The 14,956-nt window shown below is 70.6% G+C and carries 14 protein-coding genes; 5 read left to right on the forward strand and 9 right to left on the reverse strand.

Translation table 11 applies throughout. The annotated features are described in order from the left end of the window. Nucleotides 1–15: 15 nt before the first annotated feature. The 4 genes from AC1DWC_RS20670 to AC1DWC_RS20685 all read right to left on the reverse strand — a co-directional run bounded on the left by AC1DWC_RS20670 (nucleotide 16) and on the right by AC1DWC_RS20685 (nucleotide 4,261). Nucleotides 16–1,416 (reverse strand): hypothetical protein, encoded by a 1,401-nt coding sequence (locus tag AC1DWC_RS20670; protein WP_477911046.1) that lies wholly within the window; start codon nucleotides 1,414–1,416, stop codon nucleotides 16–18. Nucleotides 1,417–1,539: 123 nt separating this feature from the next. Further along, nucleotides 1,540–2,505 carry a 4-hydroxy-2-oxovalerate aldolase gene (gene dmpG / locus AC1DWC_RS20675; protein ID WP_477911048.1) on the reverse strand — a complete coding sequence of 322 codons (966 nt, stop codon included), beginning with the start codon at nucleotides 2,503–2,505 and terminating at the stop codon, nucleotides 1,540–1,542. After that, nucleotides 2,502–3,446 carry an acetaldehyde dehydrogenase (acetylating) gene (locus AC1DWC_RS20680; RefSeq protein ID WP_477911050.1) on the reverse strand — a complete coding sequence of 315 codons (945 nt, stop codon included), beginning with the start codon at nucleotides 3,444–3,446 and terminating at the stop codon, nucleotides 2,502–2,504. Before AC1DWC_RS20680 ends, dmpG begins: the two co-directional genes overlap by 4 nt. Continuing rightward, complete coding sequence (locus tag AC1DWC_RS20685) at nucleotides 3,443–4,261, reverse strand: 2-keto-4-pentenoate hydratase (RefSeq protein ID WP_477911052.1); 819 nt, start codon at nucleotides 4,259–4,261, stop codon at nucleotides 3,443–3,445. The genes AC1DWC_RS20680 and AC1DWC_RS20685 overlap by 4 nt, the downstream gene beginning before the upstream one ends. 68 nt (nucleotides 4,262–4,329) lie before the next feature. Between AC1DWC_RS20685 and AC1DWC_RS20690 the strand changes: the two genes are divergently transcribed. Then, on the forward strand, nucleotides 4,330–5,091 hold the full coding sequence (locus AC1DWC_RS20690) for an IclR family transcriptional regulator (RefSeq protein WP_477911054.1): 762 nt from the start codon (nucleotides 4,330–4,332) through the stop codon (nucleotides 5,089–5,091). Between the two features lie 18 nt (nucleotides 5,092–5,109). Here the strand turns inward: AC1DWC_RS20690 and AC1DWC_RS20695 are convergent, their stop codons facing one another. Both AC1DWC_RS20695 and AC1DWC_RS20700 read right to left on the reverse strand, forming a co-directional pair. Continuing rightward, on the reverse strand, nucleotides 5,110–6,024 hold the full coding sequence (locus AC1DWC_RS20695; protein ID WP_477911056.1) for a hydroxymethylglutaryl-CoA lyase: 915 nt from the start codon (nucleotides 6,022–6,024) through the stop codon (nucleotides 5,110–5,112). A 1-nt stretch (nucleotide 6,025) separates the two neighbouring features. After that, nucleotides 6,026–7,249, reverse strand: coding sequence for a CaiB/BaiF CoA transferase family protein (locus tag AC1DWC_RS20700; RefSeq protein WP_477911058.1), 1,224 nt, complete (start codon nucleotides 7,247–7,249; stop codon nucleotides 6,026–6,028). 304 nt (nucleotides 7,250–7,553) lie between these two features. Here AC1DWC_RS20700 and AC1DWC_RS20705 point away from each other — a divergent pair, with 304 nt between their 5' ends. Together AC1DWC_RS20705 and AC1DWC_RS20710 are read left to right on the forward strand one after the other, a co-directional pair. Continuing rightward, on the forward strand, nucleotides 7,554–7,958 hold the full coding sequence (locus tag AC1DWC_RS20705) for a DUF7144 family membrane protein (protein WP_477843967.1): 405 nt from the start codon (nucleotides 7,554–7,556) through the stop codon (nucleotides 7,956–7,958). A gap of 139 nt (nucleotides 7,959–8,097) precedes the next feature. Continuing rightward, entirely contained in the window at nucleotides 8,098–8,967 is an 870-nt protein-coding gene (locus AC1DWC_RS20710; protein ID WP_477911088.1) for a hypothetical protein, read from the forward strand. Nucleotides 8,968–9,045: 78 nt separating this feature from the next. Here the strand turns inward: AC1DWC_RS20710 and AC1DWC_RS20715 are convergent, their stop codons facing one another. Together AC1DWC_RS20715 and AC1DWC_RS20720 are read right to left on the reverse strand one after the other, a co-directional pair. Then, entirely contained in the window at nucleotides 9,046–10,086 is a 1,041-nt protein-coding gene (locus AC1DWC_RS20715; protein ID WP_477911060.1) for an aspartate-semialdehyde dehydrogenase, read from the reverse strand. 2 nt (nucleotides 10,087–10,088) lie between these two features. Then, nucleotides 10,089–11,354 (reverse strand): aspartate kinase, encoded by a 1,266-nt coding sequence (locus AC1DWC_RS20720; protein ID WP_072846631.1) that lies wholly within the window; start codon nucleotides 11,352–11,354, stop codon nucleotides 10,089–10,091. Between the two features lie 97 nt (nucleotides 11,355–11,451). On the opposite strand from AC1DWC_RS20720, the gene AC1DWC_RS20725 reads away from it, so the two are divergent. Together AC1DWC_RS20725 and AC1DWC_RS20730 are read left to right on the forward strand one after the other, a co-directional pair. Further along, on the forward strand, nucleotides 11,452–12,675 hold the full coding sequence (locus tag AC1DWC_RS20725; protein ID WP_477911062.1) for a low temperature requirement protein A: 1,224 nt from the start codon (nucleotides 11,452–11,454) through the stop codon (nucleotides 12,673–12,675). Nucleotides 12,676–12,723: 48 nt separating this feature from the next. Continuing rightward, nucleotides 12,724–14,259, forward strand: a complete 1,536-nt coding sequence (locus tag AC1DWC_RS20730) for a bifunctional 3'-5' exonuclease/DNA polymerase (protein ID WP_477911064.1) — start codon at nucleotides 12,724–12,726, stop codon at nucleotides 14,257–14,259. A 16-nt stretch (nucleotides 14,260–14,275) separates the two neighbouring features. Here AC1DWC_RS20730 and AC1DWC_RS20735 read toward each other — a convergent pair whose 3' ends face one another. Further along, complete coding sequence (locus tag AC1DWC_RS20735) at nucleotides 14,276–14,932, reverse strand: GAP family protein (protein ID WP_477911066.1); 657 nt, start codon at nucleotides 14,930–14,932, stop codon at nucleotides 14,276–14,278. Nucleotides 14,933–14,956 lie beyond the last annotated feature (24 nt).

The raw sequence follows: 14,956 nt of genomic DNA on the forward strand, positions 1-14,956 counted from the left end.
GCCATGGGCTTGCCTTTACTTCGGCGTTGACAGCCGGAGCGTTACCGATGTAGTCCGAAGGGTTGAGACGGCGCGACCGGGCCGCGCGGCGGCATGCCGAGTGTGCACCTGCCGTCGGCCGTCCTCACACGATGTGACGGCCGCCTCGAGCGCCACCAGCGCGACCACCGCGAACAACGCGATCAATCCGACCACGAGCCCCGTCGGGTAGCGCCAGAACAGGAGGATCGCCACCGCCACGGCGACGATCGCCACCCGCAGCGGCACCCGCAACCTGGCCGCCCACACCTCGTAGGGCCGGGGCGGACGGTCGGCCCCGAGCCGGCGGAGCGCGTCGACGCCGCGACGGAATCCGCTGCGGACCGCCAACGCCGAGCGGGACCCGCCGGTGAGGTAGCCGACCAGTGCGACCACCACTCCGAGCGCGAAGAAGGCCCGCACGGTCGTCTTCAGCGGCACGCTGAGCGTGTCCACGATGGCCGAGGCAGCGGCGGGTGAGAGCACGTCGCTGGGGATGTCGTCGATGTAGACCGACCGCGCGACGTTCAGCGCCAGCCCGAGCAACGCCGTCGCCACGGCGACCCCGAGGCCGACGAGGGCCAGTGCCCGCAGTCGCTGGCCGCGCGGCGCCGCAAACACCGCGCCGATGGCGGCGACGACGGCCAGCCAGGGCAGCCAGGTCGCGGCGCTGTTCAGGGCCCGCACCGCCTTCTGCGCCTTGACCAGGTCGGACGACTGGAAGAGGACGAATTCGACGTCGATGTCCGGGATCTTGTCCGCGAAGGCGAAACCCCGCTGGACCAACTGGTCTCCGACGTTCGTCAGGATCGGGCCGAGCGGGACGCTGACCGTGCCCTTCTCGTCGATCTCCACCACGCTGGTGTCGCCCGTCGCCACCGCGACGAGCTTCTGGTGGGCGATCCGGTTCGCCTCCACCCAGGCACGCTCGAACTGGTCGGTCTGCACGACCGAGAGCACGGTCTCGTGGATGAAACTCTTCGCCTGGCCGGCAATCACCGGGGCCAGGCCCACGACCTGCTGCGGCACCCGCGGCGCGGTCTCGGTCAGCGCGGTCAGCGCGTCCGCGGTGATCTTCTCGATGTCCAGCCGGCCGAACAGCTGGTCGGTGACCTGGTCCGCGATCTCGGCCTGCACCTCGGGCTGACTCGCGAGCGGGGCCACCGTCTGCACGTACCGGTCGGTGTCCATGATCTGGCTGTTGGTGAACCGCGCGACCAGCGACCCGACCGTCAGCAGCGCGACCAGCAGGATCAGGAACCCCGACAGGGTCCACCGCAGCGCATTGTGCAGCCCCCGACGCCGCACCCCCGCGCTCTCGGCCACCTGCGCCCGCAGTCGCAGCAGCTCCGCTCTCTCCGACGTGTCCAGCGGTTGAGATCCCTCAGTCGACGCCATACCAGGGATGATCCCCCGGTGGCGGAGACCGCGGGCAGGCCCAGATGCCGATTTCACCCTCTGCGGATGAGGGCGCCGGCGACGCATTCACGTGCTGCAGCCGTCAGGCCCGGGGCGCACCGGTCATGATCGTGACCTGCGCTTGCCGGCCTCGAGCAGCAGGGTGCGCACGTCGATGCCGTAGCGCTGCGACGCCGTCTCCGCATGCCGCAGGAAGCTCGAGTACACGCCGGCGTAGCCGAGGGTGAGGGTCTCGCGGTCGACGCGGACCGGCCGGTCCTGCAGCGGCCGGACGATGTCGTCGGCGGCGTCCTGCAGGGCGAACACGTCGCAGCCGTGCTTCCACTCGTGCAGGTCCGCGACCGCGATGAACGGCTCGATGGGGCAGTTGCCCGCGCCGGCGCCGTGCCCGGCGAGCGACGCGTCGACGCGGAAGACGCCTTCCTCGACTGCGACGACGCTGTTGGCCACCGACAGGGAGAGGTTCTCGTGGGCGTGGATGCCGATCTCGGTGCCCTCGTTGAGGACCTCCTTGTAGGCCCGGACGCGGTCGCGGACCCCGTTCATCGTCAGGCGTCCGCCGGAGTCGGTGACGTAGACGCAGTGCGCGCCATACGACTCCATCAGCTTGGCCTGCTTCGCGAGCTCCTCGGCGGGCGCCATGTGGCTCATCATCAGGAAGCCGGAGACGTCCATGCCGATCTCGCGGGCGGTCTCGATGTGCTGCGCGGAGACGTCGGCCTCGGTGCAGTGGGTGGCGATGCGCACCGAGCGCACGCCCAGCTTGTACGCGTGCTTGAGCTCCTCGATCGTGCCGACACCGGGCAGCAGCAGGGTGGTCAGCCGGGCGTTCTGGATGGACTCGGCCGCGGCCTCGATCCACTCCCAGTCGGTGTTCGAGCCGGGGCCGTAGTTGACGGAGCCGCCGGCGAGGCCGTCACCGTGCGCGACCTCGATGGCGTCGACACCGGCGGCGTCGAGGGCCGACACGATCCGCTTGACGTCCGCCGGCGAGATCCGGTGGCGCACCGCGTGCATGCCGTCGCGGAGGGTGACGTCCTGGACGAAGATGGTGGGGTTGGTGCTCATCGGGTGGCTTCCTTCTTCTGGGCGATCCGCTCCGCGATCTGCTGTCCAGCGGAGGTCATGATGTCGAGGTTGCCCGCGTAGGCGGGCAGGTAATGGCCCGCTCCCTCGACCTCGAGGAAGATCGACACCTGGTGGGTGGGGCGGTTGCCCTCGACGACCAGGGTCTCGACCGGCTGGTCGGCGGGGATCTCGGTGATCTGGACCTGCTGCTTGAGCCGGTAGCCGGGCACGTACGCGGAGACGTCGCCGACCATCTTCTCGATGGACTGGCGGATCTCGTCGTGCGTCTCCGGGTTCGGGGCGTCGACCAGGCAGAACACCGTGTCGCGCATGATCAGCGGCGGCTCGGCGGGGTTGAGGATGATGATCGCCTTGCCGCGCTTGGCGCCGCCGACGGACACGATCGCGCTGGACGTGGTCTCGGTGAACTCGTCGATGTTGGCGCGGGTACCCGGGCCGGCCGACTTGGATGCGATCGACGCCACGATCTCGGCGTACGCCACCGGGACCACCCGGGAGACGGCCGCGACCATCGGGATGGTGGCCTGGCCACCGCAGGTGACCATGTTGACGTTCGGGGCGTCGAGGTGGTCGTCGCCGTTGACCGCGGGGATCACGAACGGGCCGATGGCAGCCGGGGTGAGGTCGATCATCCGCTTGCCGAGGGGGACGAGACGGTCGTTGTTCACGACGTGCGCCTTCGCCGACGTCGCGTCGAAGACGATCTCGATCTCGTCGAAGTTCGGCAGGGCGACGAGACCCTCGACGCCCTCCGCGGTGATCGGCACGCCGAGGGCGGCGGCGCGGGCCAGGCCGTCCGACGCGGGATCGATGCCGACCATGGCACCCATCTCCAGGTGGTCCGAATGGTTGAGCACCTTGATCATCAGATCGGTGCCGATGTTGCCTGATCCGATGATCGCGACCTTGACTTTGCTCATGCTTCCTTCTCTTCCACGAATCGGGCGGTGACGGTTCCGAGTCCGGACACGGTGACGGTGACGGTGTTGCCGGCGGCGACGGGCGCCATCGGGCCGAGTGCACCCGAGAGGATGACCTGACCGGCGAGCAGCGGCTGGCCGAGGTCGCGGGCGGCGCGCGCGAGCCACACGACGGCCTCGATCGGGTCGCCCAGGCAGGCGGCGCCGGTGCCGTTGGAGACCTCGACGCCGTCGACCTCCATCGACATGGTCACGTCCACCGGGGTCACCTCGTCGAGGGTGCGACGCTCGGTGCCGAGGACGTAGACGCCGGACGACGCGTTGTCGGCGACGGTGTCGCCGAAGCGGATGTCCCAGTTCTCGACGCGGCTGTCGCAGATCTCCAGGGCGGCGACGGCGTAGTCGATCGCGCCGCGGACCTGGGCCGCGTCCAACGGGCCTTCCGCGAGGTCGGCGGCCAGCACGAACCCGACCTCGCCCTCGATCTTGGGCTGGATCAGCCGGCTCATCGGGATGTCGGAGCCGTTGGCGAAGTCCATGTCGCCGAACAGGACGCCGAGGTCGGGCTGGTCGACGCCGAGCTGCTGCTGGACGGCCACCGAGGTCAGGCCGATCTTGCGGCCCACCACGACGGCGCCCGCGGCCAGCCGGCCATCGTTGACCCGCTGCTGCACGGCGTAGGCGGCGGCGAGGTCGTCGGCGCCGATCAGGTCCCGCACCGGCGCGCAGGGCACGCCGGACGCGGCGGCGGACGCGAGGCGGTCCGCGGCGGCGGCGAGGTCGGACTCGCTCGCCGCGATGGAATTCGTACTCATGAACACACTGTTACTGCACTCGGTCGAGCAAACCAGCCATTCGTCTCACTCAGCGATACGCTCGAACGATGCCCGGTCCCGCGAACCTCGACACCGTCCTCGGCAAGGCGGTGACGATCCTGCGCTCCTTCCGCCCGGAGGACCAGGCCCTGCCCCTCGCCGAACTCGTCCGGCGGACCGAACTGCACAAGGCGACGGTGCACCGCCTCGCCGGCGAACTGGTCGCGAACAGGCTCCTCGACCGCGTCGACAGCGGCTACCGGCTCAGCGGCGGCCTGTTCGAACTCGGCATGCTCGCCTCGCTCGAGCGCAGCCTCCTCGAGATGGCGATGCCGTTCCTGCAGGACCTGTACGAGCGGACCCACGAAACTGTGCACCTCGGCATCCGGGACGGCCACGACGTCGTGTACGTCGCGAAGATCGGCGGCCACCGCCAGGCGAACGCCCCGTCCCGCACCGGGGGCCGGATTCCGTTGCACTGCTCCGCGATCGGCAAGGCGCTGCTCGCCTACTCGGATCCGGAGTTGCAGCGCGAGGTGCTCTCGGCACCGATGGTCCGGCGCACCCCGCACACCGTGGTGGCACCCGGCATCCTGCGCAGACAGCTGACCAAGGTGGTCGAGACCGGGGTCGCGTTCGAGCGCGAGGAATCGGCGCTGGGCATCACGTGTGTGGCCGCTCCGGTCCTCGGGCGCGACGACGAGCCGGTCGCGGCGATCAGCGTCACCGGCCCGACGAGCCGGTTTCGACCCGAGATGCAGGTTTCCGCGGTGCGCGCGGCGGCCGCGAGCCTGGGCAGCACCTACGTCCGCCGCGACCAGCTCCGCTAGCGACGACCCGGCGGCCGCCTACCGCTTCCGGTCCCCGGCGCGCAGCAGGTTGCTGGGCACCGGGTGCCCCACCACGTCCTGCGCCACCCGGGCGGCGTCGATCGAGCGCTGCAGGTCGACGCCGGTCTCGATGCCCATGTCCTGCAACAGGTAGACCAGTTCCTCGGTCGCGATGTTGCCGCTGGCCCCCGGGGCGAACGGGCAGCCGCCCAGTCCCCCGGCCGACGCGTCGAGCCGGAGCACGCCCTCGCCGACCGCCGCGACGGCGCACGCGAGGCCCGCGCCGCGGGTGTTGTGGAAGTGCGCACCCAACGTCACCGGGCCGACGCGATCGCGCACCGCGCCGATCAGCCGCTGCACCCGCACCGGGGTGGCGGTGCCGATGGTGTCCGCGATCGCGAGCTCGTCGGCGCCGAGTTCGCATGCCCGCTCCACGACTCGGAGCACCCGCTCCGGCGGTGTCGGCCCGTCGAACGGGCAGTCCCAGGCAGTGGCGACGATGACCTCGACACTGCCGCCGGCGTCGTGCACCACGGCGGCGACCTCCGCGACCTGCTCGGTCGCCTCCTCGGTGCCGATCCGGACGTTCGCGCGGCTGTGCCCGTCGCCCGCGGACACCACGTACTCGAGGTCGGTGATTCCGGCCGCGACGGCCCGCCGCGCGCCGCCCGGGCTGGCGACCAGCGCGGAGAACCGCACGTCCGGCCACCGGTGCAGCAGCGCCGCGACCTGCTCGGCGTCGGCCATGCTCGGCACCGCCCGCGGCGAGACGAAGGCGGTGGCCTCGACGCGTCGCACCCCGGTCGCGACGACGGCGTCGAGCAGCAGCGCCTTGGCCTCCAGGCTCACCGGCGCCTCGTTCTGCAGCCCGTCGCGCAGGCCGACCTCCCGAATCTCCACGCGCACAGGGGGTTCCGCTGCAGATCCGGCCATCTCAGATCACCCCCGCGGCGTGCAGTCGGGCCTGGTCCTCGGCATCGCGGCCGAGCAGTTCGCGGTACACCTCGGCGTTGTGGGTGCCGGGGGTCGGCGCGCCGGCGGACCGCACCGAGCCGGGGGTCGCGCTGAGCTTGGGCACCACCCCCGGGCCCCGCACCGCCGCGCCGATCCGTTCGTCGTAGTGGTCGACGATCATCTCCCGCGCCAGCAGCTGCGGGTCCTCGACGACGTCGGCGACGGTGTTCACCGGCCCGGCCACCACCCCCGCGTCGGTGAGCCGGTCCACCAGGGTCGAACTGTCCTGCACCGCCACCCACTGCGCGATCAGGTCGTCCAGCTCGTCCTGGTTCCGGCCGCGGGCCACGTGGTCGGCGTACCGCGGGTCGGCGGCCAGCTCCGGCTGCCCCATCACCGCACACAGCCGCGCGAAGACGGTGTCCTGGTTGGCGGCGATCACCACCCAGCTGCCGTCGCGGGTGGCGTAGAGGTTGGACGGCGCGATGCCCTCGAGCCGGGTCCCGGACGGCCCGCGCACGATTCCGCCGCGGTCGTAGTCGGGGATGGTGGACTCCTGCACCGCGAGGCAGGCCTCGTTGAGCGCGACGTCCACCACCTGGCCGCGTCCGGTGGCGTGGCGCGCGACCAGGGCCGCCAGTACCCCCTGCACCGCGAACATGCCGCCGAGGGTGTCCCCGAGTGACAACGCGATCCGCGGCGGCGGCTGGTCCGGGTAGCCGTTGAGGTGCCGGAACCCGCTGACCGCCTCGGCCACCGAGGCGTACCCCGCGCGGCCGGCCAGCGGTCCGGTCTGGCCGTACCCCGAGACCCTCGCCAGCACGATGCCCGGATTACGCTGCGCGAGTACGTCGTATCCCAGGCCCCACCGCTCGAGGGTGCCCGGCCGGAAGTTCTCGATCACCACGTCCGACTGCGCCACCAGGTCCAGGAACACCTGCTGGCCGTCCGGCACCCGCAGGTCCAGGGTGATGCACCGCTTGTTCCGGGCGTGCACCGTCCAGAAGAAGTGGTAGCCGTCCTGCTCGGCCTGGCCCCACGTGCGCAGCGGGTCCGGCCGGTCCGGCGCCTCGATCTTGATGACGTCCGCGCCCAGGTCCCCGAGCAGCCGGCCGGCATAGGGCCCGGCGATCAGCGACCCCAGTTCGAGCACCCGGATCCCGTCCAGCGCCCCCGTCGTCGATGCGTCCTGTCCACCGTTCATGCGTCGAGTGTGCACCTGTTCCCCGCCCCACTCGGGCGATGCCCCCGCAGATGCGCCCTCGGCGCGGGCCCGAGACGTCCTCACCCGTTCCGGGTGACGCCCAACCGCCGGCAGGCCCATAGCGTCGACGCCATGTCGAACGAACATCGCACGTCGTCCGAGGGCAGCACGAAGGCTGTGGCCATCGTCGCGCTGGTCGCCCTCATCCTCACCACCGCGCCGGTCATCATCGCGCTCTTCCTCTGATCCGACCGACGCCTGATCCGACCGACGCCGTCACGCATTCCCAGAACGAAGGAACCCCATGGACGACAAGACCCCCGGAGGCTGGGGCGTATTCGCCGGCCTGATGCTCGTCATGATCGGCACTTTCAACGCCATCGAGGGCATCGTCGCACTCACGGCGCCCAGCCGGATCTTCGCCGGCGAGGAGAAGCTGATCATCCTCGACTACGACCGCGCCGGCTGGGTGCTGATCATCTGGGGCATCCTGCTCCTGATCGCCGGAATCGGTCTGCTGGCCGGCGCCACCTGGGCGCGAGTCTTCGGCGTGTCACTCGCCCTGCTCAACGCGATCGGTCAGGTTGCCTGGATCGGTACCCAGCCGTGGCTCTCCGTCATCCTGATCGCCCTGAACGTCGGCGTCATCTGGGGCCTGACCGTGGGCTGGCCGGCGGACCGGGTCCGCACATCGAATGTCGTCGCCTGACCTGGACGATCCCCCCGACCACGGCGGTCCGTGCGTCGCTGACGCCGAGGTCCACGTCCCCGTGACCGCGAACCCCGTGGAGCGCCCGAGGAACCCGGTGAGGTCCCCGAACCGGGCGCGGAAGTCGTCCAAGCTCTCGATGGCCGTGGCCAAGGAGGCCCTCGAGGTCCAGAAGCAGACGGCCCGGGGCTGGTTGAAGCGGACCTCGGTCGGCCGGACGGTCGCGCGGGTGATCAAGGCGATCGTCGACATCGAGCTGGCCGACCGTGCCATGACTCTCGCCGCGCAGGAGTTCATCTCGGTGCTGCCGGTGATCATCGCGGTCGGCACCATCTCAAACCTCGACCCGGTCGCGGACTCCATGTCCGAGCAGCTCGGTATCGACCCGTATTCGATGGGGTTGACCACCACGACCGTCGACGCCGTCACCGCCGACGCCCCCACGTTCGCGACATTCGGCGTGTTCGGCCTGCTCATGGTGATCCTGTCCGGCACCTCCTTCGCCCGCGCGCTGGGCCGGCTCTACGGCCGGGTCTGGGAGATCCCGACCCTGTCGGTCCGCCGCGGCTGGCGCTGGGTGGCCGTGCTGTTCGCGGTGGCGATCTCCGTCGGCCTGATCAGCGGCACCCAGCACCTGACCGGGGTTCGTTGGTTCGACGTGCCACTGGCCTTCGCCCTGGAACTGGGCATCTGGTTCGCGCTGTGGACCGCGGTGCCGTACCTGCTCACCGAGGGTCGGCTGGCCGGGCGGTTGCTGTGGGCGACCGCAGCGCTGACCGCCGCCGGACTGGCGCTGGTCCGGATCGGGGGCCGGATCTACCTGCCGCTGGCGGCCGACTCGGCGCAGCGCAAGTTCGGTGCGCTCGGCCTGGTGTTCACCACCATCAGCTGGATGTTCGTCCTGTCCGGGGTGATCGTCGCGGCCGCCGCGATCGTCAAGGCCCTGGCCCTGGACGAGGGCCCGCTCGGGCGTCTGCTCCGCGGCCCCGCCCTCATGGCCGCACCCTGAAACGACTTCTCCCCAATGTCACATTGGATACCCCATGAGTACCCGATGTGACATTGGGGAGAAACGGAAAGCGGTTGGCTACTGCGCGACGAGCAGCTCGGCGATCTGGATGGTGTTGAGCGCGGCACCCTTGCGCAGGTTGTCGCCGCAGACGAACAGCGCCAGTCCGCGACCGCCGGGGACGCCCGGGTCCTGACGGATCCGGCCGACCAGCGACGGGTCGGAACCGGCCGCCTTCAGCGGGGTCGGGACGTCGACGAGCTCGACGCCCGGTGCGTCCGCCAGCAGTTCCTTGGCGCGCTCGACGGACAGCGGGTTGCCGAACTCGGCGTTGATCGCCAGGGAGTGCCCGGTGAACACCGGAACGCGCACGCACGTGCCGCTGACCAGCAGGTCGGGCAGGCCGAGAATCTTGCGGCTCTCGTTGCGCAGCTTCTGGTCCTCGTCGGTCTCGCCGCTGCCGTCCTCGACCAGCGCACCGGCCAGCGGGATCACGTCGAACGCGATCGGCGCGACGTACACGTTGGGCTCGGGGAACGCGACGGCGCCGCCGTCGTGCACCAGCTTCTCGGCGTCGTCGATGACGGCGCGCGCCTGGGAGGCCAGTTCCTCGACGCCGGCGAGTCCGCTGCCGGACACCGCCTGGTAGCTGCTGACGATCAGCCGCTGCAGGCCTGCCTCGTCGTGCAGCACCTTGAGCACCGGCATCGCGGCCATGGTGGTGCAGTTCGGGTTGGCGATGATGCCCTTCGTCGGGTTCTTCGCCTCCTCCGGGTTCACCTCGCTGACCACCAGCGGGACCTCGGGGTCCTTGCGCCACGCGGACGAGTTGTCGATGACGGTGGCGCCGGCGGCGACGAATCGGGGGGCCTGCGCGCGCGAGAGGGTCGCACCCGCCGAGAACAGCGCGATGTCGATGCCCGCGAGGTCCTCGTCGGAGGTGGCCGCGGTGTCCTCGACGACGATCTCCTCGCCGCGGAAGGTCAGCGTGCTGCCGGCCGAGCGCGCGGACGCGAAGAAGCGCACCTTGTCCGCGGGGAAGTTCCGCTGCTCGAGCAGGCCGCGCATGACGGCGCCGACCTGTCCGGTGGCGCCGACCACTGCAATTGTCAGACCCATGTCTAGCGTCCCGTTCCCGCGTGGACGACAGCCTCTTCGGCGCCGCCCAGATCGAATGCCTTGTGGATCGCGCGCACCGCGTCGTCGAGATCCGAGTCCTTGACCAGCACCGAGATACGGATCTCGGAGGTGGAGATGAGGTCGATGTTGATGCCGGCCTCGGCGAGCGTCTCGCAGAACGTGGCGGTGACGCCGGGGTGGCTCTTCATGCCGGCCCCGACGAGCGAGACCTTGCCGATCTCCTCGTTGAAGAGCATCTCCGAGAAGCCGATCTCGGCCTGCAGCGCGGTCAGCTTCTCGACCGCGGCGGCCAGGTCCGTCTTGGGCAGCGTGAAGGTGATGTCGGTCTTGCCGGTCTCCACCTTCGAGATGTTCTGCAGCACCATGTCGATGTTGATCTCGGCGTCGGCAACCGCACGGAAGACCTTGGCGGCGTAGCCCGGCACGTCGGGCAGACCGACGACGGTGACCTTCGCCTCGCTGCGGTCGTGCGCGACGCCGGTGAGGATGGCTTCTTCCACGGGAATGTCCTCCATCGATCCGGACACCATGGTGCCGGGCTTGGTGGTGTACGAGGAACGGACGTGCACGGGCACGTTGTAACGACGGGCGTACTCGACGCAGCGCAGCATGAGCACCTTCGCCCCGCACGCCGCCATCTCGAGCATCTCCTCGAAGGAGACGGTGTCCAGCTTCTGCGCGTCGGAGACGATCCGCGGGTCCGCGCTGAAGATGCCGTCGACGTCGGTGTAGATCTCGCAGACGTCGGCGTTCAGCGCGGCGGCGAGGGCGACGGCGGTGGTGTCCGAGCCGCCCCGGCCGAGGGTGGTGACGTCCTTGCTGTCCTGGCTGACGCCCTGGAACCCGGCGACCAGCACGATCGAGCCCTCGTCCAGTGCGTCCCGGACGCGGCCCGGTGTGACGTCGATGATCTTCGCGTTGCCGTGAGCGCCCGTGGTGATGACCCCGGCCTGCGAGCCGGTGAACGAGCGAGCCTCCTCGCCGAACGCGTGGATCGCCATCGCGACCAGCGAGTTCGAGATGCGCTCCCCGGAGGTCAGCAGCATGTCCATCTCACGCGCCGGCGGCGACGGGCAGACCTGCTGTGCCAGGTCAAGCAGCTCGTCGGTGGTGTCGCCCATGGCCGAGACAACGACGACGACGTCGTTGCCCGCCCGTTTGGTCTCCACGATCCGTTCAGCGACGCGTCGGATGCGCTCGGCAGATGCCACCGAGGATCCGCCGTACTTCTGCACGACGAGCGCCACGCCAATCAACCTCCGGATCTGGGAACTGGTAACAAGTCCAATTTTCTAGCTTACCGACGGCACCCGACACCACCTCAGTCGGTGGCACCATTAGCCGGTGAACACCTCGCGGCACGTGCGCCTGCAGGCTACCGAGGAACGCTCGTCGGTCTCTCCGCTGGAGCTCTTCTTCGACCTCGTCTTCGTCTTCGCGCTGACCGGGGTCACCGAGCTGATGGCCGGTGACGACGGCTCTGCACGGAACCTGGTGCGCGGGCTGCTGGCGATGGCGGTGCTGTGGTGGTGCTGGATCGGCTACGCCTGGCTGGGCAACGTGATCCGTGCCGACGAGGGTTTCGCCCGGGTGTCCCTGTTCTTCGCGATGGGGGCGATGTTCGTCGTCGCGATCACCATCCCCGAGGCGTTCGAGGACATCCCCGGCGGTCTGTCCGGGCCGGTGGTCTTCGCTGCCGGCTACTTCTTCGTGCGGCTGATGCACCTGGTCACGTTCTGGTTGGTCAGCGCCGACGACCCCCAACTTCGCCGGCAGCTGCTGCGTTTCGTCCCGTCGATGGCAACCGGCACCACGCTGCTGCTGGTGGCGTCGCAGCTCAGCGGCGCCGCACAGACCGCGATGTGGGTGGCCGCGCTGGTCGGCGACTATCTCGGCACCCTGTTCGGGGGCGAGGGCTGGCGGCTGAACTCGCCGAGCCACTTCGCCGAGCGTCACGGCCTGATCGTGATCATCGCGCTCGGCGAGTCGATCGTCTCGATCGGCGTCGGGGTCGCCCACCTGCCGGTGTCCTGGCCGATCATTGTCGGCTCGATGCTGGGCCTGGCCGTCTCCGGCCTGCTCTGGTGGGCCTACTTCGACACCACCACCCTCGCCGCGGAGCGGGCCCTGGCCGCGGCGACCGGCGAGCGGCAGATCCGGCTGGCCCGCGGCGGCTACAGCTTCCTGCACCTGCCGCTGGTGATCGGTGTCGTGCTGCTGTCCGTGGGCCTGAAGAAGGTCCTGAACTACGCCGGCGACGGCAGCAGTCACTCGCTCACCGAACCGCTGCACGGGACGCCCCTGGTGGCGCTGTTCGCGGGCCCGGCGGTGTACCTGCTCGGGCTGGCCGCCTTCAAGGCGTACGTCACCGCGACGATGGGCCCGGTCAACGCCCTGCGGGTCGCGACGGCGGCGGTGCTGCTGTTGCTGATCCCGCTCGCCGGGCAGCTCCCGGCCCTGGCCGCGCTCGGCCTGCTCGCCGCGGTGCTGTTGGCGCTGGTGACCTACGAGACGCTCGGGTTCGCCTCCCACCGGGAGGAGATCCGGCACGGCGCGCACCCGGCATAGCCGGACCGCCGCGCCACCTCCTGGCCGCGGCACGGCACACTGGCCGGGGTGAGGATCGTGACGGTGCCCGGGCCCGAGCACACCCACGTGACCCGTACCGACGACGCCGGCCGCCCGGTCGGCGCACCGCTGGCCTTCCCCGACCCGGTCGCCGCGGTCCGCGCCCTCGAGCCCGAACACCCGCGCTGGGTGTGGCCGGACACCGCGGCCGTCTACCCCGCGGTGTTGCGCGCCGGGCTGACGGTCCGGCGCTGCCACGACCTGGCGTTGACCGGCGCGCTGCTGCGCACCCGGGCCGGGCAGCCGCCCGTCGCCGCGGCCGCCCCGGTCGACGACCGGCCCGGGCTGTTCGACGCCACGCCCTCCCGCGACCCCGCGGAGGTGCTCTCGGAGCATGCCGACCAGCTCGACCGGATCGGCGCGGACCCACGACTGCGGCTGCTGGTCGCCGCCGAGTCGGCCGGCGCGCTGGCGGCGGCGGAGATGAGCCACACCGGACTGCCGTTCTCGGCCGCCGCCCACCACGAGCTGCTCACCCGTGCGTTGGGACCACGGACGTCGGGTGATGCGGTGCCACAACGGATTCTGGACGTCACCGACGAGATCGAGGCAGCCTTCGGCCGAAGAGTCAATCCCGCGTCGCACCCCGAACTGGTGGAAGCCTTCGCCCGGGACGGCGTCGAGTTGCCCTCCACCCGCGCGTACCTGTTGCGCGAGGTCGACCACCCCGCCGTGGAACCGCTGCTGCGCTACCGGGACCTCGCGAAGCTGCACACCACCAACGGGTGGGCGTGGCTGGACGCCTGGGTGCGAGACGACCGGTTCCGGCCGGTGTACGTGCCCGGCGGCGTGGTCTCCGGCCGCTGGGCGAGCCGCGGCGGCGGGGCGCTGCAGATCCCGAAGACGCTGCGCTCGAGCGTCATTGCCGATCCCGGCCACACCTTCGTGGTGGCGGACGCCGGGCAGCTCGAACCCCGCATCCTGGCCGCGATGTCCGGCGACCGGCTGATGGTGGAGGCGGCGGGCGCCGACGACCTGTACGCGCCGGTGGCCGCGGAGGTGTTCGACGGCGACCGGGCCAAGGCCAAGGTCGCGATCCTCGGGGTGCTCTACGGCGCGACCGCGGGCGAGGCCCGGGCACTGCTCGCCATGCTGCGCAAGCGGTTTCCGGTCGCGGTGCAGTACGTCGAGGAGGCGGCCCGGGCCGGCGAGCGCGGCGAGGTGGTGCACTCCTGGCTGGGCCGCGCCTGCCCGCCACCGGACGATCGCTGGTGGTCCGAGGGCGACGCGCACGCCCGCGGCCGGTTCACCCGCAACTTCGTCGTCCAGGCCACCGCCGCCGAGTGGGCGCTGTGCCTGCTGGCCGAGCTGCGACGCCGGCTCGCCGATTCCGCCGACGCCGAGCTGGTGTTCTTCCAGCACGACGAGGTGGTGGTGCACTGCCGCGACGCCGCCGCCGCGACCCGGCACGTGCTCGACGCGACGGCCGCGGCGACGCGACTTCTGTTCGGCGACACCGCGGTCCGGTTCCCGATGGATGTCGGGGTGCGACCGTGTTACGCCGACCCGGAGGACGCGCCGTAGCCGCCCGGCCCCGCCGCTACGTCAACGCCAGCACACCGCGGATCGTGAACAGGGCGCCGAATCCGAGGAACACCGCCACACCGAGTTCCTTGTTGCGACTGACCATCCAGTTCTTCGCGGTGTCCAACCCGCGCCGCGCCCGGTCCCCGAGCAGCAGGTAGGCGCCGATCGGCACCAGGAAGTCCAGGCACGCCGCCAGCAGCAGCAACGCCGTCCCGAGCAGGGCCTGCGGCCAGGTCGAGTCCGAGCTGGAGATGATGGTCATCCCCGAGAGCATGATGAACAGATTCGGGTTGAGGTTCGCCAGGACCAACCCGATGGCGAACGACCGCCGCGGCGTCGCCTCCTCCAGCTCGACGACCCACTTCGGTTTCTCCGCACCGAGTTTCGAACGCTTCGCCAACTGCACCAAACCGACGACCAGGAACAGCACGCCGACGCAGACCCCGACCCAGTGCGAGACGGTCTGCGAGGTCGCCGACTGGTCGCCTGCCCCGCCCAGCAGCGCCGCCACCCCGATCACCGTGTACACCAACAGGAACGCGCCGCCGAAGCTCAACGCATTGCGGATCGGCTCGTGCGACTGCAGCAGCAGCACGCAGCCCGCGATCGCGGCGGGCGTGACGATCAGGCCGATCATCTCCGGCACCAACAACAGCAGCAACTCGCCCATCTTGCTCCTTCAGATCGCGGTAAA

It is taken from the genome of Rhodococcus sp. P4_C10 (genome assembly GCF_056402135.1).

Bases quoted from the DNA above. Each gene is read 5' to 3' on its own strand.
- AC1DWC_RS20670 (WP_477911046.1), bottom strand. From the start codon at position 1,416: ATGGCGTCGACTGAGGGATCTCAACCGCTGGACACGTCGGAGAGAGCG.
- AC1DWC_RS20690 (WP_477911054.1), top strand. From the start codon at position 4,330: ATGCCCGGTCCCGCGAACCTCGACACCGTCCTCGGCAAGGCGGTGACG.
- AC1DWC_RS20735 (WP_477911066.1), bottom strand. From the start codon at position 14,932: ATGGGCGAGTTGCTGCTGTTGTTGGTGCCGGAGATGATCGGCCTGATC.
- AC1DWC_RS20710 (WP_477911088.1), top strand. From the start codon at position 8,098: ATGGCCGTGGCCAAGGAGGCCCTCGAGGTCCAGAAGCAGACGGCCCGG.
- AC1DWC_RS20695 (WP_477911056.1), bottom strand. From the start codon at position 6,024: ATGGCCGGATCTGCAGCGGAACCCCCTGTGCGCGTGGAGATTCGGGAG.
- AC1DWC_RS20685 (WP_477911052.1), bottom strand. From the start codon at position 4,261: ATGAGTACGAATTCCATCGCGGCGAGCGAGTCCGACCTCGCCGCCGCC.
- dmpG (WP_477911048.1), bottom strand. From the start codon at position 2,505: ATGAGCACCAACCCCACCATCTTCGTCCAGGACGTCACCCTCCGCGAC.
- AC1DWC_RS20700 (WP_477911058.1), bottom strand. From the start codon at position 7,249: ATGAACGGTGGACAGGACGCATCGACGACGGGGGCGCTGGACGGGATC.
- AC1DWC_RS20680 (WP_477911050.1), bottom strand. From the start codon at position 3,446: ATGAGCAAAGTCAAGGTCGCGATCATCGGATCAGGCAACATCGGCACC.
- AC1DWC_RS20715 (WP_477911060.1), bottom strand. From the start codon at position 10,086: ATGGGTCTGACAATTGCAGTGGTCGGCGCCACCGGACAGGTCGGCGCC.
- AC1DWC_RS20705 (WP_477843967.1), top strand. From the start codon at position 7,554: ATGGACGACAAGACCCCCGGAGGCTGGGGCGTATTCGCCGGCCTGATG.